Source organism: Alteromonas gracilis, from assembly GCF_036870955.2.
Classification (GTDB): Bacteria; Pseudomonadota; Gammaproteobacteria; order Enterobacterales; family Alteromonadaceae; genus Alteromonas; species Alteromonas gracilis_A.
In genome coordinates, this window is record NZ_CP145482.2 from 748,119 (window position 1) to 770,601 (window position 22,483).

Annotated in this window: 13 protein-coding genes and 6 pseudogenes; 11 read left to right on the forward strand and 8 right to left on the reverse strand. The window is 45.3% G+C overall.

The window, feature by feature from the left end; genetic code table 11:
• Positions 1–159: 159 nt before the first annotated feature.
• The 7 genes and pseudogenes from V6N89_RS03630 to V6N89_RS03660 form a co-directional block, all read right to left on the reverse strand.
• Positions 160–2,184, reverse strand: coding sequence for a HAMP domain-containing methyl-accepting chemotaxis protein (locus V6N89_RS03630; protein ID WP_338516396.1), 2,025 nt, complete (start codon positions 2,182–2,184; stop codon positions 160–162).
• 275 nt (positions 2,185–2,459) lie between these two features.
• Positions 2,460–3,288: pseudogene (locus tag V6N89_RS03635) on the reverse strand (symmetrical bis(5'-nucleosyl)-tetraphosphatase).
• Between the two features lie 11 nt (positions 3,289–3,299).
• A complete protein-coding gene (gene apaG / locus V6N89_RS03640; RefSeq protein WP_346993407.1) occupies positions 3,300–3,674 on the reverse strand; it encodes a Co2+/Mg2+ efflux protein ApaG in 375 nt (124 codons plus the stop codon).
• Between the two features lie 6 nt (positions 3,675–3,680).
• A complete protein-coding gene (rsmA, locus tag V6N89_RS03645) occupies positions 3,681–4,508 on the reverse strand; it encodes a 16S rRNA (adenine(1518)-N(6)/adenine(1519)-N(6))-dimethyltransferase RsmA (protein WP_338516397.1) in 828 nt (275 codons plus the stop codon).
• A pseudogene (gene pdxA, locus V6N89_RS03650) lies at positions 4,505–5,495 on the reverse strand (4-hydroxythreonine-4-phosphate dehydrogenase PdxA). Before pdxA ends, rsmA begins: the two are co-directional and overlap by 4 nt.
• Before the next feature lie 14 nt (positions 5,496–5,509).
• Positions 5,510–6,794 (reverse strand): annotated as a pseudogene (gene surA / locus V6N89_RS03655) (peptidylprolyl isomerase SurA).
• Positions 6,795–6,855: 61 nt separating this feature from the next.
• Positions 6,856–9,108, reverse strand: coding sequence for an LPS-assembly protein LptD (locus V6N89_RS03660; RefSeq protein WP_346993408.1), 2,253 nt, complete (start codon positions 9,106–9,108; stop codon positions 6,856–6,858).
• A gap of 420 nt (positions 9,109–9,528) precedes the next feature.
• On the opposite strand from V6N89_RS03660, the gene djlA reads away from it, so the two are divergent.
• The 11 genes and pseudogenes from djlA (at position 9,529) to mazG (ending at position 21,197) form a co-directional block, all read left to right on the forward strand.
• On the forward strand, positions 9,529–10,392 hold the full coding sequence (gene djlA / locus V6N89_RS03665; RefSeq protein WP_338516400.1) for a co-chaperone DjlA: 864 nt from the start codon (positions 9,529–9,531) through the stop codon (positions 10,390–10,392).
• A pseudogene (gene xerD, locus V6N89_RS03670) lies at positions 10,393–11,318 on the forward strand (site-specific tyrosine recombinase XerD).
• A gap of 283 nt (positions 11,319–11,601) precedes the next feature.
• Positions 11,602–12,324: a bifunctional protein-disulfide isomerase/oxidoreductase DsbC gene (gene dsbC, locus V6N89_RS03675; RefSeq protein WP_338516402.1), complete on the forward strand. Its 723-nt coding sequence runs from the start codon at positions 11,602–11,604 to the stop codon at positions 12,322–12,324.
• Positions 12,325–12,504: 180 nt separating this feature from the next.
• Positions 12,505–14,226, forward strand: coding sequence for a single-stranded-DNA-specific exonuclease RecJ (gene recJ, locus V6N89_RS03680; RefSeq protein WP_338516403.1), 1,722 nt, complete (start codon positions 12,505–12,507; stop codon positions 14,224–14,226).
• A gap of 23 nt (positions 14,227–14,249) precedes the next feature.
• Complete coding sequence (locus V6N89_RS03685) at positions 14,250–14,531, forward strand: hypothetical protein (RefSeq protein WP_338516404.1); 282 nt, start codon at positions 14,250–14,252, stop codon at positions 14,529–14,531.
• 56 nt (positions 14,532–14,587) lie between these two features.
• A complete protein-coding gene (gene recO, locus V6N89_RS03690; RefSeq protein ID WP_338516405.1) occupies positions 14,588–15,295 on the forward strand; it encodes a DNA repair protein RecO in 708 nt (235 codons plus the stop codon).
• Between the two features lie 183 nt (positions 15,296–15,478).
• Positions 15,479–16,215: pseudogene (gene pdxJ, locus V6N89_RS03695) on the forward strand (pyridoxine 5'-phosphate synthase).
• A gap of 26 nt (positions 16,216–16,241) precedes the next feature.
• A complete protein-coding gene (gene acpS / locus V6N89_RS03700) occupies positions 16,242–16,634 on the forward strand; it encodes a holo-ACP synthase (protein ID WP_346993409.1) in 393 nt (130 codons plus the stop codon).
• A gap of 26 nt (positions 16,635–16,660) precedes the next feature.
• Complete coding sequence (gene rlmD, locus V6N89_RS03705; protein ID WP_346993410.1) at positions 16,661–18,142, forward strand: 23S rRNA (uracil(1939)-C(5))-methyltransferase RlmD; 1,482 nt, start codon at positions 16,661–16,663, stop codon at positions 18,140–18,142.
• A gap of 5 nt (positions 18,143–18,147) precedes the next feature.
• Positions 18,148–20,331, forward strand: coding sequence for a GTP diphosphokinase (gene relA / locus V6N89_RS03710; RefSeq protein ID WP_346993411.1), 2,184 nt, complete (start codon positions 18,148–18,150; stop codon positions 20,329–20,331).
• A pseudogene (gene mazG / locus V6N89_RS03715) lies at positions 20,309–21,197 on the forward strand (nucleoside triphosphate pyrophosphohydrolase). The gene relA and the pseudogene mazG overlap by 23 nt, the downstream one beginning before the upstream one ends.
• A 53-nt stretch (positions 21,198–21,250) precedes the next feature.
• Here the strand turns inward: mazG and V6N89_RS03720 are convergent.
• Entirely contained in the window at positions 21,251–22,438 is a 1,188-nt protein-coding gene (locus tag V6N89_RS03720; RefSeq protein WP_338516407.1) for a PepSY-associated TM helix domain-containing protein, read from the reverse strand.
• Positions 22,439–22,483 lie beyond the last annotated feature (45 nt).

Below are 22,483 nucleotides of genomic sequence, written 5' to 3' on the forward strand. Positions count from 1 at the left end.
ATCAGTAACTATTAAACCTCATTGCAGTTGTAAAGATGTTTAACGATTTTAGCACATCGTCCTGTAAGGTATTTCCTCAAGTATAGTCGACGAATCTTTGTTTTTTCCAAGCCAAAAAAAGGGCCCTAAACAGAGCCCCTTTAATTAGTTTGTTAATATTTAAACTTTAAACTGTCTAATTGACTGCTGAAGCTCTTCGGCTAGTCGCGCTACCTCGTGACTTGACTCCGATGTTTGCTGAGCGCCCGCTGTCGTCTCTTCCGCAATGCCTACAATTGTCTCTAGCTTTTCGCTTATCTCTTGAGACACAGTGTTTTGTTCGCGTGCAGACTGTTCAATCTGAGAACTAACATCGTGTGCTTTGTGAACGGCGTCCGAAATAATATCAAGCGCTTGTGTTGCACGTTCAGTTTGGGCTACACACGCAGCTGTCTGTTCTTTACCTTGGTTCATCACAGACACTGCTCTTTCAGCACCAGCTTGCAGCACTTCAATCATCGCATTAATTTCCTGCGTCGATTCTTGTGTTCTGCTGGCCAACGTTCTTACTTCATCAGCAACAACGGCAAAGCCTCGGCCTTGCTCACCTGCTCGTGCAGCTTCAATTGCAGCGTTTAATGCAAGCAAATTGGTTTGGTCGGCAACGCCGCGGATAACATCGAGAATACCACCGATACTAGCACTGTCTTGATGAAGTTTGTTGATAACATCTGCTGCATCTTGTACGTCTTTAGCAAGTATCTCGATAGTGTTTTTATTCTCTATAGAAATTTGACGTACATTTTCTGCCTCTGCATCAGCATGGCGAATTTGGCTCAGGGTATCTTCTGCGTTTTGAACAACCAGTTGAGATGTTGAATGCATTTCTGTGGTTGCTGTCGCTACCTGACCAATTTGTGATTTTTGGTCTTGGATTGAATGAGTAGTTTGCGCTGTTACCGCCGATGTTTGCTCAGAAGCTGCCGCAAGCTGTTCTGCACGTACGTTAATCGCGGTGATAAGCTCTTTCAAGTTGCCGATTAACTTATTGCAGTTTCTAGCTAGTAGACCAAATTCATCTTGTGCAGAGTCATCTAATCTGTGCGTCAGGTCGCCAGAAGATGCTACCGTAAGCAGCTCGTTTACTCGATAGAGCGGACGGGTAATGGCGCGTACAGTGACGTAACCGATAAATGCTGCAATAGCAATTGAGAAGATAACTACCGCAATAACAATCGTGTTACCACTTGCAATGGTACCATTGACTTGCTCTTCGATATCACTCGCTTTCTGATCGGCTTCTCTTAGCAAGTTTTCAAGCTCAATCACGCCTTGCGCAATATTCGCATCAGAAGCATTAAGCGCTTTCTCTGCATCGTTTCTGCGCTCTAAGCGGTCTACATGTAGCTGAACCACGCCGTCACTTGCTTTAATTGCGTTAACCGCACCATTAACAAGATCATTGATTTCATCTAGCGTACCTGAGTCGTCACGACCATCTGCTGTTTCAACCATATCACTAAGCTGAGTTACGACTTTTTCTACAACAAGGTCAACTTCGTTACCCAGCGTTTGCGAGCGAACAATCGTTTGTGTTTTAACATATTCGTTCGAAACAGTAAGCAATGAAAGGAGTGATGATTCAAGTTGGCTGCCTATCTCAGACGCTCGACGAAGGTTTGCATTGCTTTGCACCGCGTCTAAGTCTGAAAAATCAAGAAGGTAAGTAGACGCATCGTCGGCGTTATCTTCTGCATCGCCTAATCGGTCTTGAATTGTATTGCGTAGGCTCAAGTACTTTTCATGGTTTTTGTACATGTCTTCTACGTTAGCAGTATAAGCTTCGAAAGCTTGTCGTACTGTATTTAGCGTACTTTTGAGCTTTGGTTGGTCGTCAACCGCGAGGGCAAGCTTTTTATACTCGCTATCAAAGCTGTCTTTCGCTGCGTTAAATGAAGTGCGTTTTTTCTCAAGTCCGTTGAGCTCTTCTTCAATATAACTTTCAAAGGTGAGACGTCCCATGTTTAGGAAACTTGCTTTTAACGCGTTACTACCAGCGACAGTGGGAAGGGCGACATCGTTGACTTCTTCCGTTGCTGAGCCTATGGAATTGAGGTTATAAAGCGAAACAACACTAATGACGATCAGAAGTGCGCTGATCGCGACAAATCCCCCGATTACGCGTGTGGCTACGGTTATTTTCATCGGAACTCCTGGATGAGTGCATTTTTGTTTTTATCACTAACGATATTACCCCTCAACCCTTTCAAAATACACCCAAATCAATTGGAATGTGATTGAACTTTAGAGTGAGGCAATGATACATCATCGTTACTTTCACAAATTATTGTATCGGCTACAGTGACTTAATGTTTACTTTATTTATCTTATCTATACATAAATATTTACTGGTTGTACCAGTTGGCATGCATATATAAGCATTTACAACAATAAAACTACAAACTCACCCTACTTACCTGTTAAGCAGATACGCTAGTCCGTTCCCCAGTTTCTAAGTTTAGCACAGTCATTGACTGTCCCCACACATAACCTGTATCTAGGCCGATAAATTGACTGCGCTCGGTTTGTCCTGACAGTGCTGCCCAGTGACCAAAGATCACTTGCTCAGACTCGAGTAAGGATGTGTTCTCGTGTTCAAACCATGGAAGCAGCGTACTGCTCGTGCCGTGCATCAGTGCACTAGGGTGTGATTTATTGTCAAAATCGAGAGTCATATCTTTGTGTACAAAGCGCATTCTTGTACATGCATTGACGATAAACCTGAGTCTTGCATTGTAGGTCAATGATTCTGACCAATAATCGGGCGTATTGCCGTACATGTCCTTGAGGAACTCAGCGTAGCGATCGCTTCTTAGTTTTTCACTGACTTCGTCGCTAAGTGAGATCAGTTTGTCGATAGACCATTTTGGGTAAAGGCTAAGCATGCACTATTGCTGAGTTGGAGGATACCTTTTGAGCCAACGGAAATCGTCGAAGCCAATCAATAAGTTCACCTAAATCGTTGGCGCCTAACAGTGAAGAAAGATTGTCTGACTTTTTGGCTTTTCGAATACCGTTAGCGACAGCAAGTAAGTGAAGGTCGTGATTGCCTAAAACGCACGAAAAGTGGCGCTTTAGGTCTTTAAGAAAGCGCAGTGTGGCTAGAGAATCTTCGCCTCTTGCGACCAGGTCTCCAACGGCGTACAGCGTGTCGCGGTCAGGGTCAAAGCGCACTTTGTCGAGCACCCTGCGCAAACCTTCATAGCACCCTTGAATATCACCGATAATGTAGGTGTTGCCATGTGCCATGTGTACGCCTATTAGTGAAGTATACTGGGAATAGCTAATCGAAAAACGGCAATGGGGACGCGAAAACGAACGCCGTCTTCTTGTTCCATTTCATAATAGCCTTCCATACTACCTACCGGTGTGTCAATGACAGCGCCACTGGTGTAGTCAAAGCTTTCCCCACTTTTAAGTATTGGCTGCTTGCCAACAACGCCAGCACCTTGAACTTCTGAGGTTTTGCCGTTCGCATCAGTTATGCGCCAGTAGCGATTGATCAACTGAACAGTCACATTACTCTTGTTTTCAATAGTGATGTGGTAAGCAAATGCATATTGCGTTGAATCAGAAGGAAGATGGTCAGGAAGGTGGCGCGTTTTAACGCGCACCTCAATATCTAATGCGTCCATAAAGCCTTACTGCTCTTGTTGACTTTCTTTAACTGAAACGGCGTTTGCAAGTGTTGCAAAGTCGTTCAAAGACAGTACTTCTGCGCGACAGGTAGGGTCGATGTCAAGCGCGCGAATCTCGTCTTCACTCAAGCAATCTTTTAATGAGTTGCGAATTGTTTTTCTGCGCTGGTTGAATGCTTGTGCACAAACGCGTTCAAGTGTATTCACGGATGTCACATCTACCGGAGGCGCAGCGTGAGGAACGAGCCTTACTACCGCAGAATCTACCTTCGGGGGTGGCTTAAATGCACCTGGTGGGACATTGAGTACAGGAATCACATGACAGTAGTACTGGGCCATGACAGAAAGACGCCCGTAGTTTTTGGAGCCCGGCCCCGCTGCAAGTCGATTGACGACCTCTTTTTGTAGCATAAAGTGCATGTCATCAATACTGCTTGCATGATCAAACAGATGAAACATAAGGGGCGTTGAAATGTTATAGGGTAAGTTACCGAATACGCGCAACTTTTTGTCCTTAACTGGCATGTCTTTTAGCAGCGCCGAGAAGTCCATTGTCATGGCGTCTTGTTCGATTACTGTCAACTTATCGCCATTAAAGGGATGATGACGTAAACGCTTTGCCAAATCACGGTCAAGTTCAATGACGGTAAGAGCGTCAACGTCCTCACAAACAGGGTCTGTTAATGCACCAAGGCCTGGGCCAATTTCTACTAAGTTTTGCCCATTTTGCGGAGCAATTGCTGCGACAATTTTTCCAATCACGTAATCGTCGTGAAGGAAATTTTGTCCAAATCGTTTTCTGGCCGTATGGCCTAAATGCGTTTTACTCATTGTTGATGTTGTGCAAGCTCAATGGCTTTTTCCAATGCTTTTCTGAAACTACCTAGGCATCAGCCTCACCTGTTCCGGCTAAATCTAGTGCCGTACCATGATCAACAGACGTTCGAATAAAGGGTAGACCTAGTGTGATATTTACTGACGCACCAAACCCTTTATATTTTAGCACGGGTAACCCCTGGTCGTGATACATCGCCAACACCACGTCGGCATTTTCCAAATATTTCGGTTGAAAAATGGTATCTGCGGGTAATGGACCTGTGATGTTCAGCCCCTCTGCTCTTAACTCTTCAAGCGCAGGCGTAATAGTATGTATTTCTTCGGTTCCAATATGCCCGTCTTCACCTGCATGCGGGTTTAAACCACAAACATAAATATGAGGCTCTTTAATACCAAACTTGAGTTTTAAGTCAGTATTAATGATGTGAATGACTTTATGAAGTCGCTCACGAGTAATGGCCTTGGCCACGTATTCCAAAGGTATGTGCGTCGTTGCCAGAGCAACGTTAAGTCCTTCCGTAGCCAGCAGCATGACGACATCAATGGTGTTTGATTGATAGGCGAAAAATTCAGTGTGACCACTAAATGATACACCAGCTTTGTTGATGATCCCTTTGTGAACTAAGCCCAGTTACAACAGCATCAAAATCACCGTCCATGTTTGCTTGGCAGGCCTCTCTCAACGTTTCTACCACATACAGCCCATTTTCACTGTCTAACGTGCCAGGTATAACGTCGGCGGATTTGTCAATTTGCTTAATAAACAACGAACCCGCAGGTTGTATTTGCGGGTTGCTTGCATCGTATTCTAGTAGCGTAAGCGGTAAGCCCAGAAGCTCTGCTCTTGCACGTAGCATTGGCCCGTCGGCAAATACTACGAGCTGCGCTTGCCAAGATTCTTGGGCCAGCTTGATTATCAAGTCTGGCCCAATACCTGCTCAGTTCTCCCGGCGTAATTGCAATTTTAATTGGTGTACTCATGTATCGCTTAATAGTTATGAATCTACAACTTCAACGTAGGCCGCATCACGCATCTCGCGGATCCAGTTTTCAGTCTCTTCTGCAAATTTACGGTTGAAGATAAGCTGTGAAGCTTTTTCTTCTTTACGTTTGTCTGTCGCGTCATCAATACGACGATCGATAAGTTGAATTAAGTGCCAACCGAATGTTGAACGAACCGGATCACTAAATTCGCCCGGCTCGAGTTGAGCCAATGCTTCTTTGAACAGCCGGTGTATAGTTCTCTGGATCTGACCAGCCCAATTCACCGCCGCGAAGTGCAGAACCTGGGTCTTCAGAGTATTCCTTTGCCAATTCTGCAAAATCAGATTCGCCGCTCTTTACTTCTTCTCTAAAGCGAATAAGCATTGATTTCGCTTTATCTTCACTAAGAATGATAGACGGTTTCACTAGAATGTGACGAGAGTTTACCTCTTGTACCGTGACTTTCTCGATACCGCGAGTGTCAAGTACTTTCAGGATGTGGAAACCTGCTCCACTTCGAATTGGACCGACTAAAACGTTCTTTTCCTTTCCTTGAATGGCTTCAGCAAACAGGGTAGGCATGGCGTTGATATTCATCCATCCCATATCACCACCTTCAAGCGCTTCGTTGCCTGATGATGACGCTATCGCAATTTTTGCGAAATCTGAACCTGACTCTAACAGTGCAATAACTTTATCCGCGCGTTCACGAGCTGCTTGAATATCTTCGTCCGACGGGTCAGTTGGAAAGCCGATAAGAATATGGCCAAGACGATACTCAGCCTGCTCAGCACCTTGTTGTTCCATTAATTCAATGAGTGTATTGATTTCTTGCGGAGTGATGTAAACACGACGGCGAACATTAGCGCGGCGAACTTCACCCATAATAATTTCTTCACGAATATCTTCACGATAATCTTCGTATGCAATACCTTGTGCTGCAATTGATGTACGAAGCTGCTCAATAGTCGCATTCTGGCTGGCCGCGATATTGCCAATGGTTTGTTCAAGCTGAGGGTCGCTGATACGAATTCCCATACGCTCAGCCATTTGAAGCTGAAGGTTCTTGGTAATCAAACGCTCAATTGCCTGCGTTCTTAGTGCGCGGTCAGAAGGTAATTGTTGATTATTGGCCTCTGCATTTCTTTTAACTTCCGCAACAAGGTCTTGGATCTCACTTTCAAGTACCACGCCTTGGTCAACGATTACCGCGACACGGTCTAGCATTACTTCTTGGGCAATGCTGTTAAATGAGAGTAGGGCACCTAACATCAATGCTCGGATCATGAACTTCATACACACTCTTTTATTATTGGTTAAATACACTTGAGCCCCTTTTAATATGCTCAACTGCGGGTTAATTTAAACTATAAGGCTGTCGATAGCCAAACATACCGTCTTCCAGCATGCTTCTGCGGGTACCAGAAGACCCAATACCTTTGAAAATGAACTGAAGCGATATGCCAGAATCAAAATCATCCGTCGATTGCTCACCAACCGCATTAAATCGGTTATTCAAGCTTCGCTGTGCAACTAGGCGAATTGCCCAGCAACACGATTCATACTGAATGCCTGTATACGTTTCTACGCTGCGGTGGCGCTCTAAATCGCGATAGGTTCTTCCAACCCATTGCCAGTTTTCATTGATAGGCCAGCTCGCCGAAACACCAATTTGATCTATGGTTTCACCACTTAAGTCACGAACGTAACGGTGACTTAATTGAATAAAACGCGAATCATCTTTGCGGTATTCGACACCTACACTGCTTAAGTCTACTTTTTCGGTTTCAGTCGTGACCTGTACGTCAGTATGGAAGAACCAATTGTTATTTACGCGCCAATCGATTTCGGCTGCAAGCGCAGAGCGATCTTGATTTTTTGTGGCAGCGACCACTTTGTTATCTTCAAGGTAAAATATCTGACCCACGCTAAACACCAATTGTTCCCGATTGTTTTTATCTAACATGCGGGTGGTGGCGCCAAGGGTGATTTGGTTATTATCGTTGATTCTGTCTAAGCCAGTAAATTCCTGCCCTCTGAATAGACCTTCTACGTCGGTAAGTAGCGGCGTAGAATCATAAAAACCAATGGCAGTTTGGTCTTCAAACGATGTGTATAGATATTGGATCTTAGGTTCAAGTGTCATTGACATATCGTCGCTAAACCAAGAAGTTTCGCGTTCAAAAAAGAGCGCGCCATACAGTCTTCCTTGCCCTAGGGTACGTTCTACTTTCTCGTCAAGATTAGTGCCTTCAACATTGTCTTGGCGGTACACCGTTTGGAAAAGGGTAGTTTCTGCAATAAATTCACCCCATGCAGAGCGAAGGGGCACTGACAATGTGGGTGCTATGTGAAATCGCGTAGCTGTAGGCGCGGTGTCTAAAGTGTTATCAAAATGCGCTATCTCAGAGTTTAAGTTAAATTCGACGTAGTTTCCTAACGGCTTGTTATAATTCATTTTGATTTCTGGCAGCGCGCGATAGCTGTCGGCAGTATTACCCAGTACTTCGAAGTCTTTAATTTGCATGTTGAGAGACAAATTTTCTGAGTAGTAACTTAACCCAATACTTCTATAAAGGTGAGTGTCGGCACGACTGTAGTAGTCAGAGCCTAAATCAAGTAAATAGTTGTTGTCGCTTAGCCCATTAAAATCTACGTTCAGCAGCCAGTTACTGCCAATAAGACCTTGATGTTCTAGTCGATAAAAATAACGATCTGGGTTGCCATCAATGTCAGAGTCGCTGGGGAGATATTCGACATACGCTTGCCCCTGACTACGTTCGGTGAGGTAGCGGAATTCAGTATTAAGTTGCACACCGCGTCTTGTCATAAATCGCGGTGATATTGTCATGTCGTAATTGGGCGAAATATTCCAATAAAAAGGTTGTGTGTAATCTACACCTGTTCTTCTCGAGCTGGTTAATTCAGGAAAGAGAAGGCCTGTTTGACGTTCATTACTGACAGGAAAGGCAAAATAGGGAAGATAAAAAACGGGGACATCGGCAATGTAGAAACGTGTGTGTTTTGCTTGCCCCCACACAGTCCCTTTTTCTAGACTGATTTCGCTTGCGCGAATTAACCAGTCTTCGTCGCCCTCAGGACACGTGGTGAAACTGACTTCTTTTAAAACAATGCCGGTATCGGTATCAAGAACGATATCGTTGGCAACGCCTTGCCCTACAAAGCCTGTAAGTTGATAGCGGGTATTGACCATTTCTAAACGCTCTTCTTCTGAGCGAAGAGAAACCGAATCGCTTTCAACCTTTAACTGCGCATCTTGATAGGTAACGTCGCCTTTGGCGATCAAGTCTTTACCATTGCCGTTCACTTGGGCTTGCGCGGCTTGAATTACCGCAGTGTCAGAAGTGATATCCACATTGCCAGAAAAAAGCGCCACTTTATCTTCGATGATTTCTGTACGATCAGCTTCTACTTTTACGTGTCCCTTTGGCATCAATGCCTTACTGCTAAAAGTAACAGGTTCGACAGAGCAGAACGCAAGAGGTGCTGCATTCGAACTTGTGGAAGATGTTGAATCTGTGGTGTCCTGTGCAAATGCGACCATAGGCAAAAGTGTCGCACAAACAAAGATGGCGCAGGTTTTTTTCATGCGTAAATGGAAGGCCTATTTGTTATATATATTGCTCTTAAAACCCAGCTAAGACGGTATCCGTCTAGAATAGTTCGGTAACGTTCTTGCATCTTTAATCAATAAGCTCGCGGCCACTGATATGCAATTAAAATTATTAAGCGCTCAATTCTAAGCACTTCTCGCACAATTACCAACCATTGAAGTGAAAAAATGCATATTATCTGCATTTCATTCATTTTTTGTTACTAAGCTAGCGCAAATATAAGCTTGAAATTGCTTCATCGATACTTACATCGTATTTTGAATGCAAGATGCCTTTGTTATAGTGAAGCAATTCCGTACCGCTTCGATATTCAAATATTCGTCGAATTCAAGCACCTGTTGAAATGATAAATGACTGCATGGTCAAAGGCCTTGTTAGTTTTGGAGTAAGCGTTAATGTCTATATGGGGAAAAATCCTCGGAGCCTTATTCGGCTTTATGTTTTTAAAAATACCAGGCGCTATTCTTGGTCTTCTTGTTGGGCATTTTTTTGATAAAGCTTATAGTCAAGATTTCAATCAGCTTGGCGGGTTTGGGCGGTTTTTCAGTGATCAAAATAGCGTTAAGCAGCAAGCCATTTTCTTTCATAGCTTATTTAGCGCTTTGGGACACTTGGCAAAATCTGATGGCAAGGTAACCAGCCGAGAAATTCAGATAGCAACGGCTTTAATGGATGAGATGCGTCTAACTGGCGATGCGCGAAAAGAAGCTCAGGATGCATTTAGAGAAGGTAAAGCCAGAGACTTTCCACTGGTAGAGACGCTTAAAGGTTTTTATGAAGCAACGCACGGTCGTCGCGATATTCTGCAAGTCTTTCTCGAAATTCTGATTCAGTCGGCTTTTGCCGATGGCACATTATCGCAAGAAGAGTATGGCGTACTTGAAAAAGTGGCTAAGCCGCTAGGCTTTAGGCGCCGTGATCTCGACTATCTTATTTCTATGTACGAAGCGGAAATTCGTTTTCGTCAACGCGGTGGTCAGCGTACTCACTCAACAGGCGGCAATAGGCAAGGTCAGCGTGGTCAACATCAAGCCTACTCAGAGCAGCAAAGCTTAGACGATGCTTACCGTATTTTAGGCGTAGCACCATCAGACGATGAGAAAGTAGTCAAACGTGCCTATAGAAAACGTATGGCTGAGCACCATCCAGACAAATTGGTTTCAAAAGGGCTGCCTGAGCAGGCCATGGAAATTGCAAAAAAGAAGGCGCAAGACATTCAGTCTGCTTATGAATTGATAAAACAAAAGCGTGGCTTCTAGATGAAAAAAAGCGAACGCGAACTTACTTATGTACCTGCCGCTAGCAAGGCTCATATCGACAGTTTTATAGAGATGTTGTGGCTCGAAAAGGGACTCTCTGAACACACTCAGCAGAGCTATCGAACAGACCTAACCAAACTTGCTATCTTTAGCAACAATCAAGGTTTAAAAGATATTGCGCTCATTACAACCGAGCAGTTACAAGACTATTTGGCGTATCGTTTTGACAAGGGGCTTTCGCCGCGCAGCACGCAAAGGGCTCTCAGCGCAATACGCGCTTTTTTTGTGTTTCTTATCAACAAGCAGGTAAGGGTTGATAGCCCAGTATCGGCACTTGCTAGCCCAAAGACGCCGAAGTCGCTCCCGGCTTCACTGTCTGAGCAGCAAGTTGAGGATTTACTAAGCGCCCCCGGCCAGATGATCCCATTGAATGTCGCGACAAAAGTATGCTGGAAGTCCTCTATGCAACGGGTTTGCGGGTAAGTGAACTCATAGGACTAACAATGGACCAAGTTAGTTTGCAGCAAGGCGTTGTTCGGGTGGTGGGAAAAGGCGACAAAGAGCGTCTTGTGCCACTTGGCGAGGAAGCAATAGAATGGCTGATTACCTATATAAAAACAGCGCGCCCGGTGTTGGCAAGCAAACAGACAGATGTAGTTTTCTTGAGCAAACGCGGACAAAAAATGACAAGGCAGACGTTTTGGCACCGTATTAAATACTACGCGGTCAAAGCGGGGATTGAGCAACACCTATCACCACACACGTTACGTCATGCCTTCGCTACACATTTGCTCAACCACGGCGCTGATTTAAGAGTTGTGCAAATGTTACTAGGCCATAGCGACCTTTCCACTACACAAATTTATACCCATGTAGCGACAGAACGCTTGCAAACCCTTATTCATAGCCATCATCCTAGAGGCTAAAATCGCCCATGCGCTAACCACTGCGATAAGCTGCAATTTAGCTGTATTCTGTTAAAGGTGGTGTGTGTTAGCATTGAGCGACGATTACATGACTGCGATGCCTACCCGCTTACTATTGGGGTAGCGTATAAATGCACAGCGAAGTGTAAGTAAAAATGAAATTTTTATTTTGCTGAAATGGTCTACTGGTTATCTAGGTGCAATATACGGCACCAAAAGCAACATAGTGTGTCCATGCATTTATATACGACCCGCATCAAATAAAACTTAATGGAGTATTTAAGTGAAAGCTGTAAAAAAAGTTTTGGTTGCTAGCGCTATCATCGCAACTAGCCTGGTTAGTCTTGTAGCGAACGCTGCGGATGAGGCGGCAATTCGTGAAAAACTAACAACAATGCTGGGTTTGGAAGTTGATAGCTTTGCTGACTCACCTGTAAAAGGGCTTGTTCAAGTTTCGACCAATCGAGGTTTGTTTTACGTTAGCGAGAACGGTGAGTATTTACTGCAAGCTCGAGTTTTCAATATTGACGAAAATATGCGAAATGAGACCGAGGTAGCTTTGTCTTCGCTTCGTCTTGATGGTGTAAAAGAAATGGCCTCTTCAGCCATAACATTTAAAGCAAAAGAAGAGAAACATGTGATCACTGTTTTCACTGATATTACCTGTGGTTACTGCCGCAAGCTTCACAATGAAATTGGTGAGCTCAACGACAGTGGCATTACCGTTCGCTATCTGGCGTTTCCACGTTCTGGATTGAATAGTGAGAATTATGAAGACATGGTATCTGTATGGTGTGCAGCAAACCCACAACAGGCGTTGACCGATGCGAAAGCAGGTGACAATGTTGCCAGTGCGAGCTGTAAAAACAAAGTGGCTGAGCAATACATGCTGGGCCAAAAATTGGGTGTAAACGGCACGCCAAACATTATTCTTCCTGATGGCTCTCTTGTTCCGGGGTACCAGCCCGCTGAGCTTCTAGTACAAGCGCTAGAACAAGCACAGTAAGCGAAAAGTTTCTCATAAACAAAAAGCGCACCTTGTGCGTTTTTTGTTTTTATAAGGTAGTATTTACACCGAGCTCAATAAAGGTGAGACAATCTCAAGTGATTGCCTCGTTAATTTGGAGTGCTTCAAACTGCACTGGTTTCAAAAATACAACTCACCTAAGATAGATAGTGGTACTTCATGATATTGCCCATAGTACGTAGAGAAGTAACAAACACTTCACTTTGCGCCGACCTTCACCCTGTTATCGATAGAATTTACCGCGGTCGCAATATTACCCACATTGACGATTTGGAAAATGGCCTTAAAGGGCTTACTCACTTTGATAAGTTAAAAGGGATGCAAGATGCCGCACGCATGCTTAGCGATGCCGTCGAGCAAAACAAAAAGCTTATTATTGTCGGCGATTTTGACGCAGATGGCGCGACCAGTACTTCTGTGTGTATCTTAGCCATGCGCATGATGGGGCACCACAAGATCGACTATTTAGTACCAAACCGCTTTGATTTTGGCTATGGCCTGAGTGTGCCTATCGTCGATGTGGCCGCAGAGCAAGGCGCTGACGTAATTGTTACGGTTGATAATGGCATTTCATGTATTGATGGTGTCGCTCATGCTAAGGCAAAGGGAATTGATGTGATTGTCACTGATCATCATTTGCCTGGCGAAGTGCTGCCTGAAGCTGATGCGATAGTAAACCCTAACCAACCCGGTTGTGATTTTCCGTCGAAAAACCTAGCAGGTGTCGGCGTCGCCTTCTACATCATGTTGGCAGTGAAAGCCGAGTTACAATCACGTGGATATTTTGAAAAGGCTAATATTGCTGTTCCCAACTTGGCATCGCTACTTGATATTGTGGCAGTGGGGACGGTGGCCGACGTAGTGGTACTTGATAAAAATAACCGAATTTTAGTCCATCAAGGGTTACAGCGAATACGGGCTGGCAAGTGCCGCCCGGGTATTAAAGCGCTGGTAGAAGTTGCAAACCGAGAATGCGCTCACCTAACGTCAACAGACTTGGGATTTGTCGTAGGACCGCGTTTAAATGCAGCGGGGCGCCTAGATGATATGTCGCAAGGTATAGCGTGCTTGCTGGAAGACGACACCATTCAGGCAAGAATGATTGCCGCGGAACTTGATGCACTTAACAAAGAGCGCAGAGAAATTGAAACGGGTATGAAAGCCCAGGCTGAGCAAACCCTTGAAAGTATGGCCCTTAATGAAGGCGAAATGCCTGAAGCCTTAGTTGTTTACCGAGAAGACTTCCACCAAGGTGTAATTGGTATTGTCGCGGGCAGGCTAAAAGAGAAGTATTTAAAGCCTGTGATTGCCTTTGCACATCAAGACGATGAGATAATTAAAGGGTCTGCACGCTCTATACCTGGCGTTCATATTCGCGACGTACTTGATGAAGTCAATACGCGCTTCCCGGGTGTTATCGATAAATTCGGCGGACACGCCATGGCGGCTGGGCTTAGTTTACCACTAGCTAATCTTAATGCATTTGAAGACGCGTTTGTTGCTATTGCTAGTCAACATATGGCGAAGCTCGATGGCAATCACGCGCTGCTTTCTGATGGCGACTTAACCGACAGCGAGCTGTGTTTGCCGTTTGCTCATCAATTGCGTCAAGCAGGGCCCTTTGGGCAGGGGTTTGAATCTCCATTATTTGATGGCGAATTTACCTTGCTAGACCAAAGGCTTGTTGGGCAAAAACACCTTAAAATGGTGTTAAGAGGTGATGGAAACAACGAAATTGATGCGATTGCGTTTAATGTGGATTTAAACGTTTGGCCTAATGCTATGGTTAAACGGGTTCATATTGCTTACCGTCTTGATGTTAACGTCTTTCGCGGTCAGGAAACGGTGCAGCTCATCATTGAGCAAATCACTGCGTGCTAGCCTTGGGCTGAGGAAGGTCAATCATGAAGAGCGAGCGGCAAAAACTCGTTGAGAAGCACCAGCAGCTTAATCAGACTGACAATGCAAAAGTGGTGTCGCATGTCCAGCGTGAAGAGAAAGACAGTGATTGGATTCGTCACACCATTATGCTTGAAGGTATTGACGTGCCTTTCATCTATCGTCGAAAGCAACAATATCAAAGTCTCAAGGGGGCACGTGTCAACGTGACCTATTATAGACAAGTGGAAGACGTCGCGGGCATCAAGTTTGAAACCATGAAAGTGGTTCGTATAAAGCGCAGCTAGCGTTTTGACACAAAAAGCGAGGGATGCGTAAAAGGTATGAGCAACGTGGAAGAGTTATGAACAACGACTGGCTAAACGCTTATGTACTGCACCGCCGTCCTTATCGTGAAACAAGCTATATTGTTGACTTTTTCACCTTGGAAGAAGGGCGTATAAGCGCAGTAGCGAAAGGTGTCAAAAACAGTAAATCAGACAAGAAGAGCTTGTTGCAGCCATTCCAGCAATTACGTATTCAATTGAGAGGAAAGTCTGATTTAAAAAACTTATCGCATGTTGAAAGTGTTTCGCCCTCAATCCCCCTCGAAGGAACACCACTGTTTTGCGCTATGTACGTAAATGAACTTGCCAATAGAATCATGCCAAATGGGCTTGCCAGTGATGGCGTGTTCAGTGCTTACGAACAGGCGCTAATGTCATTGAGTGAGCAAAGCGACATAGAAGTTACATTGCGCCAATTCGAGTTTGCATTGTTAGATGAAATGGGGCTATTGCCTGATTTTACGACCGATGTTGAATATGAGATGCCCATTGAAGAAAACGGCAGCTATCATTTTCAAGCAGACGCAGGTTTTGTGCAAATGCCCGAGCATATTCAAGGGAATAGAGGCTTTCCCGGAACAGCTTTACTTTCTCTCGCTCAAGGAGAGTTTACGCCACTAAGCAAGAAAGTCGCTAAAGTCCTTTGTCGTGACCTTCTAAAACCGCTCATTGGTGATAAACCGCTTAAGAGTCGTGAATTATTCATGCCCAAAGGTCGCTTATAAAGCTTGCGTGCTTAACTCGCGCATTTGAAATAAAGGCTAGTCCCTCGAATTCATTACATTATTTTCTGTTAACGGATAGCATTTACGCCGCTGTAGTCTGAAAACTTTGCTACAATTGCGCGACTTTATTGGTAAATTTTTTGGCTGTTGCCTTTGTTCAGCCTACAAAACCCAGGTGGTGAAATGAGCACGATTTTATTAGGCGTTAACATCGACCATATCGCAACTCTTCGCAATGCGCGCGGTACCCATTACCCAGACCCAGTTCATGCAGCGGATATCGCAGAGCGCGCTGGCGCTGACGGTATTACTGTGCATCTTCGTGAAGATCGCCGTCATATTAAAGATCGTGATGTGCGCATTTTAGCGCAAACCATAAATACGCGTTTGAATTTAGAAATGGCCGTCACAGATGAGATGTTAGCCATTGCCGAGGAGGTTAAACCTGTCTTTTGTTGTCTAGTGCCTGAAAAGCGCGAAGAATTGACTACAGAGGGGGGCTCGATGTAGCTGGTAACTTTGACACCATTAAGGCGGCTTGTGAGAGGCTAGCCAAGGCCAACATTTTAGTGTCGTTGTTTATTGATGCTGACAAAGCGCAAATTGATGCCGCTGCAAAGTGCAATGCGCCTTACATTGAAATTCACACTGGTCAGTATGCAGAGGCTACTGGTGAAGATGAGCAGCAAAGAGAGCTAGCACGTTTAATTGAAGGTATTGAGTATGCCGATAGCTTAGGGCTTAAAGTGAATGCAGGCCATGGCTTGCATTACCACAACGTAAAACCGATTGCGGCGATACCACAATTAATTGAGCTAAACATTGGCCACGCTATTATTGCGCGCGCAGCGTTCGATGGGCTACATACTGCGGTTACTGATATGCGTAAGCTCATGTTAGAAGCACGCGCAGGTATCTAGAAAACGTAAAAAGGTAGGGCTTTCACGTGGCAATAGCGGGTTTAGGGACTGATATTATTGAAATAGCGCGGTTAGGCAGTCGTCCAAGCGATGGCGATAGCGTTAACGAACGCTTAGCTAAGCGTGTACTTACTCCTGCTGAATATCAACAATTTTGCGAACATAAAACGCCTATGCGGTTTTTGGCTAAGCGTTTTGCCGCTAAAGAAGCGGCGGTAAAGGCGTTAGGGACCGGTATCGGCAACGGCATCAGCTGGCAGCACATCGAAGTGACAAACGATGAGTTGGGGGCACCTCACTTACGTTTCTCTGGTGAGTTTGCATCGCGTTGTGAAGCGAGAGGTATTACTAGCGCTGTAGTGAGTATTTCAGACGAACAGCATTACGCTGTTGCCACTGTCATCCTTGAAACCCTTTAAATACATTTCTGCCACCGGAGATTCACTTGGCAAATCTGTTTAAGCAATCGCGCGATAAGCAAAAGAAAAGCGCTGCGCAAGGCGCTAAAAAACGCACCAATGCTAATGCACAGGTCGCTGGTGTGCGTTTCAAAAAATCACCTTTATCGGAAAAACAGACAGATGTTAAAGCACAGGGTTCTAACATAACGTCTGCACATGACTCCCAAAAAAACTTGGTTTCAATAGATGCACTAGATTGGATGGGGCAAGGGGTGGTGCGCGGCAACCCGGTGATATTCGTCGAAGGGGCGCTACCAAATGAAACCTGTGAAATAGAAATAACGGTTAGCAAAAAGCAGGTAGCCAACGCTTGCGTAAGTCGTGTAGTCAATGCCTCTTCTGATAGAGTTACGCCATTTTGCTCGGTATTTGAACAGTGTGGCGGATGTCAATTACAGCATATAGATGCAGAAGCGGCGTTGTCGCATCGTGACCAAGCATTAAAAGAAATGCTTATTCGACAGCTAGCAATGGACCCCACCATTTGGCAGCCGCCCCTATCGGGCAACCGTGAGCAATACAGGAGAAAAGCAAGACTTGCCATTGATGCACGAAACATCAACCGCATTAAACTTGGCTTCCGTGAAGCGGGCAGTAACAAGGTTGTAAACATTGATGCTTGTCCGATAATGGTGGAACCACTCAAAACGTTACCGAAAGCCCTACGCGAAGCGCTTGAAGGCTTCGAAAGCGCCAAGCATATAGGGCATATTGTGCTGGTGGCGGGTGATAACATTGCGCAAGTCACCATTAAGCACATGAAAGCCCTTGAAAACGAACTTGTTGAAAGCCTCGTTGATTTTGCGTTGCTTAACGATGTTCAAGTTGTGCTAGAGAATAAAAAAGGCGCATTAATGCGACTTCGAGTGCGAGGGCAAACAGCCGTTGATGTGTCGATAGCAACAGCTGAAGGTTTTACCCTAAACCCTTCACCTAACGATTTCATTCAAGTTAATGGGCCAGTCAATCAAAAAATGATCGCTCAAGCACTTGCTTGGTTGGCACCACAACGCGGTGAGCGTATTGCTGATTGGTTCAGTGGTTTGGGTAACTTTACACTACCAATTGCTAAAACGGGAGCTAGCGTACAAGCCATTGAAGGTGTTGCGGTAATGGTGACGCGCGCAAAAGAGAACGCACTTAAACAGGGCATCTCTAATGTTGATTGGCACCATTTAGACTTGTCGAACAAAGACAATGTAACGCATTCACTTAAGGCGGGATTTGACAAAGTGTTGCTTGACCCTTCTCGCGAAGGAGCCTTGACGGTATGTCATGCACTTGTACAAGCGCTACCAAAAGCGATAGTGTATGTTTCTTGCAACCCCAGTACGTTTTCTAGAGATGCAAAAGTACTACTAGAAGGCGGCTATCACATGGAAAAGGCAGGTGTAGCAGAAATGTTTCCCTACACACATCACATGGAAATGATGGCTTTATTTACGCAGCGCAGCAGTAACGAGTAACGGATATGGTATCAACACGTAAGGTACACGAAGCCGATAGACCACCGTTTGAAGCGTGGTTGGATAGTTTGAATTTGACCGCTGAGACCAAAGAAAAACTCACCGCGGTATCAGATATTCCTGAGCGACTCCTTGTCGGTCAGGAAATGGTGGAAATTCTTTGTCAGCTCAACATGGACGATGCCACCCTTCAAGCAGCGCTGGTGTTTCCATACTGTGAACAACATGCGTTGAGTGAAGATGATATCTTCGAGGAATTTGGCGGTGAAATACGCGACCTTGTGGTGGGTGTGCGCCGCATGGATGCTATCAAGTCGCTTCATGCGCGCAAGGTCAATGGTTCTGGATTTGCTGAAAAATCGGATGAGCAGCATATCGACAGCATACGACGTATGCTGTTGGCGATGGTGGAAGATGTGCGTGCTGTGGTTATTAAAATGGCAGAGCGCATTTGTGCACTTCAGCAAGTTAAAAAGGCTGATGAAGAAACCCGTGTAATGGTGGCCCGAGAGTGTGCAAGCATCTATGCGCCGCTTGCTAACCGTTTGGGGATAGGCCAGCTTAAATGGGAACTGGAAGACCTTGCCTTTCGTTACTTGCACCCGAACACATACAAGCAGATCGCGCAGCAATTAGACGGCAAACGCAAAGCGCGTGCCGAATATATAGATACGATTGTTAGCGATTTGCAGGGGATACTTGATGGCGAGCATATACGCGCTGAGGTGTACGGGCGTCCAAAACACATATTCAGTATTTGGAAGAAGATGCAGAAAAAGCGTCTTACTTTCGAGCAACTTTTTGACATTCGTGCGGTCCGTATTATCGCTGAGCGCCTGCAAGATTGTTATGCAGCATTGGGGACGGTTCACGCTAGTTATAAGCATTTGCCTAACGAGTTTGACGATTATATCGCTACACCAAAACCTAACGGCTACCAGTCTATACATACGGTAATTGTTGGCCCTGAGGGTAAGTCGGTTGAAATTCAAATACGCACTCAGAAAATGCATCAAGATGCCGAGCTAGGTGTCGCAGCGCATTGGAAGTACAAAGAGGGCAGTACGGGTAAGCAGTCTGGCTATGACGAGCGCATTAATTGGCTTCGCCGAATATTGGCATGGCAAGAAGAGGTGGCCGAATCGGGCGATTTGGTTGAAGAGCTACGCAGCCAAGTGTTTGATGACCGTGTTTACGTGTTCACGCCAAAAGGCGACGTTATCGACTTACCGCAAGGCGCGACGCCTCTTGATTTCGCTTACTACATTCACAGTAATGTAGGCCACCGCTGTATTGGTGCTAAAGTAAATGGTCGTATTGTGCCCTTTACTTACCTGTTGCAAAGTGGTGATCAGATAGAAGTACTTACTGGCAAAGAGCCAAATCCAAGTCGTGATTGGATGCACCCAGGACTTGGTTATGTGCACTCTTCTCGTGCCCGTGCCACCATTCACTCGTACTTCAAAAAGCAAGATCGCGATAAAAATTTAGCAGCGGGTAAAGAGCTGTTAGAGCGCGAACTTCAGCGAGCGCACTTACCAGCAAAAGTGCCTGCAGAAGCATTTGAAAAGTTTAACTTACAAAGCGTGGATGATCTGTACACGGCGGTAGGTGCCGGTGATGTGCGCGTTATGCAGGTGATTAACTTTATCCACCACCTGCAAGAGCCTGTTCAAACCGAGCCTGAAATAAGTCCGAAGGTGAAAACCCGTAAAACCGCAGCGGGAAGCGGCAAAAAAGACGCTGTTGTGGTGCAGGGTGTAGGCCACCTAATGAGTCAATTAGCGAACTGCTGTAAACCTGTGCCCGGCGAGCCTATTTTGGGGTATATCACCCAAGGACGTGGTGTTAGCGTGCACAAAGAAAGCTGTGATCAGCTTCAGCATTTGTTATCACAACATCCAGAGCGCCAAATTGAGGTTAATTGGTCTGAAGAACTGAAAGTAGGTTTTGAAACCGGGATTGATATTTTCTGCCACGATAGAACGGGCCTACTGCGCGACATTACCACCGTTTTGGCAAATGAAAATGTGCCGCTTTTGGGTGTAAACAGCCTAAGCGATAAAAACAGACAAACCGCGCTAATTACAATCTCTATCGAAGTACAAGATTTAGACACAGTGTCTAAAGTACTTACGCGTTTACGACAGCTTAAAGGCGTGACAGATGCAAAGCGAAAGCAAAGTTAAGGACAGCAAAGTAAAAGAAAGCAAATTTAAGCTTAGTGAAACGCAGCGGCTTCTTGCCATTATGGCGCAGCTGCGTGACAAAGAGACGGGTTGCCCATGGGACGTGAAACAAACCATGGAAAGCTTAACGCGCTACACCATAGAAGAAGCCTACGAAGTGGCAGACGCTATTGCCAGCGGTGATATGGGCGATATCAAAGACGAATTGGGCGATCTATTGTTTCAGGTAGTGTTTTATTCACAGATAGCCAAGGAGCAAGAAGCCTTTACTTTTGATGATGTGGCGCAAAGCATTAGTGATAAGTTAGTGCGGCGACACCCTCATGTGTTTGGTGGCACTAATTGCGGTGATGCGTTAAGTGATGCGTCGCTTAATGCTCAATGGGAAGCGATCAAAGCGCAAGAGAAGCGTGCTAAAAAAGCGACAAGCAACAGTATTTTAGATAACGTACCCTCAGGCATGCCTGCACTTATGCATGCGCAAAAGCTACAAAAAGCATGTGCAAAGGTAGGCTTCGACTGGCCTGAAGTAATGCTTGGTTCTTGATAAAGTGCGCGAAGAAGTCGATGAAATAGCGCAAGAGATACATATTGCGTCAGAGAGTGAATCTTTTGAGGATGGCGGCACATTACCCCTTAATCACGACGCTATAGAAGAAGAGGTTGGCGATGCACTGTTTGCAATGGTCAACCTATCGCGTCATCTAAAAGTGGATGCCGATACGGCACTTCGCAAGGCCAGCCACAAATTTGCAGCGCGTTTTAAGGGCGTTGAGCAATTGGCCCGTGAACAAGGTGCTGAACTCAATTCAATGAGCCTAGAGGAAATGGAAACCCTTTGGCAAACTATCAAGCGCAATAGCTAAACTATTGCGCGTTCAAGCAAGCTAACAAATTTATACTAAGCGCGTTACCTAGTTCACAAATAACGCGATAACCACACCACAAAAAAAATAGCCGATACTGCAAAAACGGGTAGGGTGCGTATTTGCGCCTTCGTCAATGCAGTGCTTTTGGTTCGTTTCCACGTCATCAGTACGCCCGTCGCTGATAGTGCGGTCAGTCCCAGCCCGAAGATAAACCACATAGCCTTGGTGGCAAGCCCTCCAAAATACCCAAAATGAATGGGGTCGGCATACTCATTAATATAATTCGTCCATGCCATATTGTCCGGAGACTGCACAGCAATGACGTCGAGGGTGACAGGGTCGATATCGACCTTGTGTGCTCGGTCTCGCAAAAGCGGGTTGTCGCCGACACCTTTGAAGCGGAGTGTGCTTTTGGGTGAACTAGGAAACTGAATGCTGGTGATTTGCCAGTCCTCGATCGCACTCTCTGCAACCTGCACCGCTTTATCAAGTTGATGTGCTGAAATAGGCGCGTTGTATTTCTCGTGAATACTATGGGTTAGTTTTGGGGCGGGTGGTTCAAATCGAGTGCCGCCGACCGCTGCGCCAAATTCAAACAAATACCACCAACTCGTTAAAACAATTATCACAACAAACCAAATTGCCCATAGCCCACACACTTTATGTAAGTCGCTTAGTAGTACTCGAGGACCCTGGCGAAATCGCAATCGAGTGATTGCTGTCTTCCAATTGCGGGTGGTCTTCAGGCCCGTGTAGAGCGATATTGCCAAAACAAAAGCAAAGAAGGTGACAGTGGGCATGCCCAAATAATTGGGCATAAATAAGTAGCGGTGAAAATCTCGCAAGAAGCGTTGAACCGTAAGAAGCGGGATGTCGCCTGTAACCTCATTAGTATACTGGTCTACATGAACAAACCTGTCTCTACCATCTTCAAATTGCGCGCGCACGCGGTACGTAAAATAATCGCTTCCCATTGTCGAGATAGACTTAATTTTTATCTCTGATGCATGGTGGGATGCGGCGTCATAAATCGCTGCCCAGTCTGGCGCTGATCCTGAATTGCCATTCTGGCTGGTTGCGCGCATTTCGTCGAATACAAGCCAGTCTATTTCATTTGATATAGTGGCAAATGTCCCTGTGATTAAAATAACAAACATAACAATGGCCAGCTGAAAACCAACCCATGCATGTAAGTTATAGAGCTTTTTAAGATATTTACGCTCTTGCGTTTTAGACATGACAGTGACTCTGTTATTTACATTGCTCTGCGCTTAATAAATGAA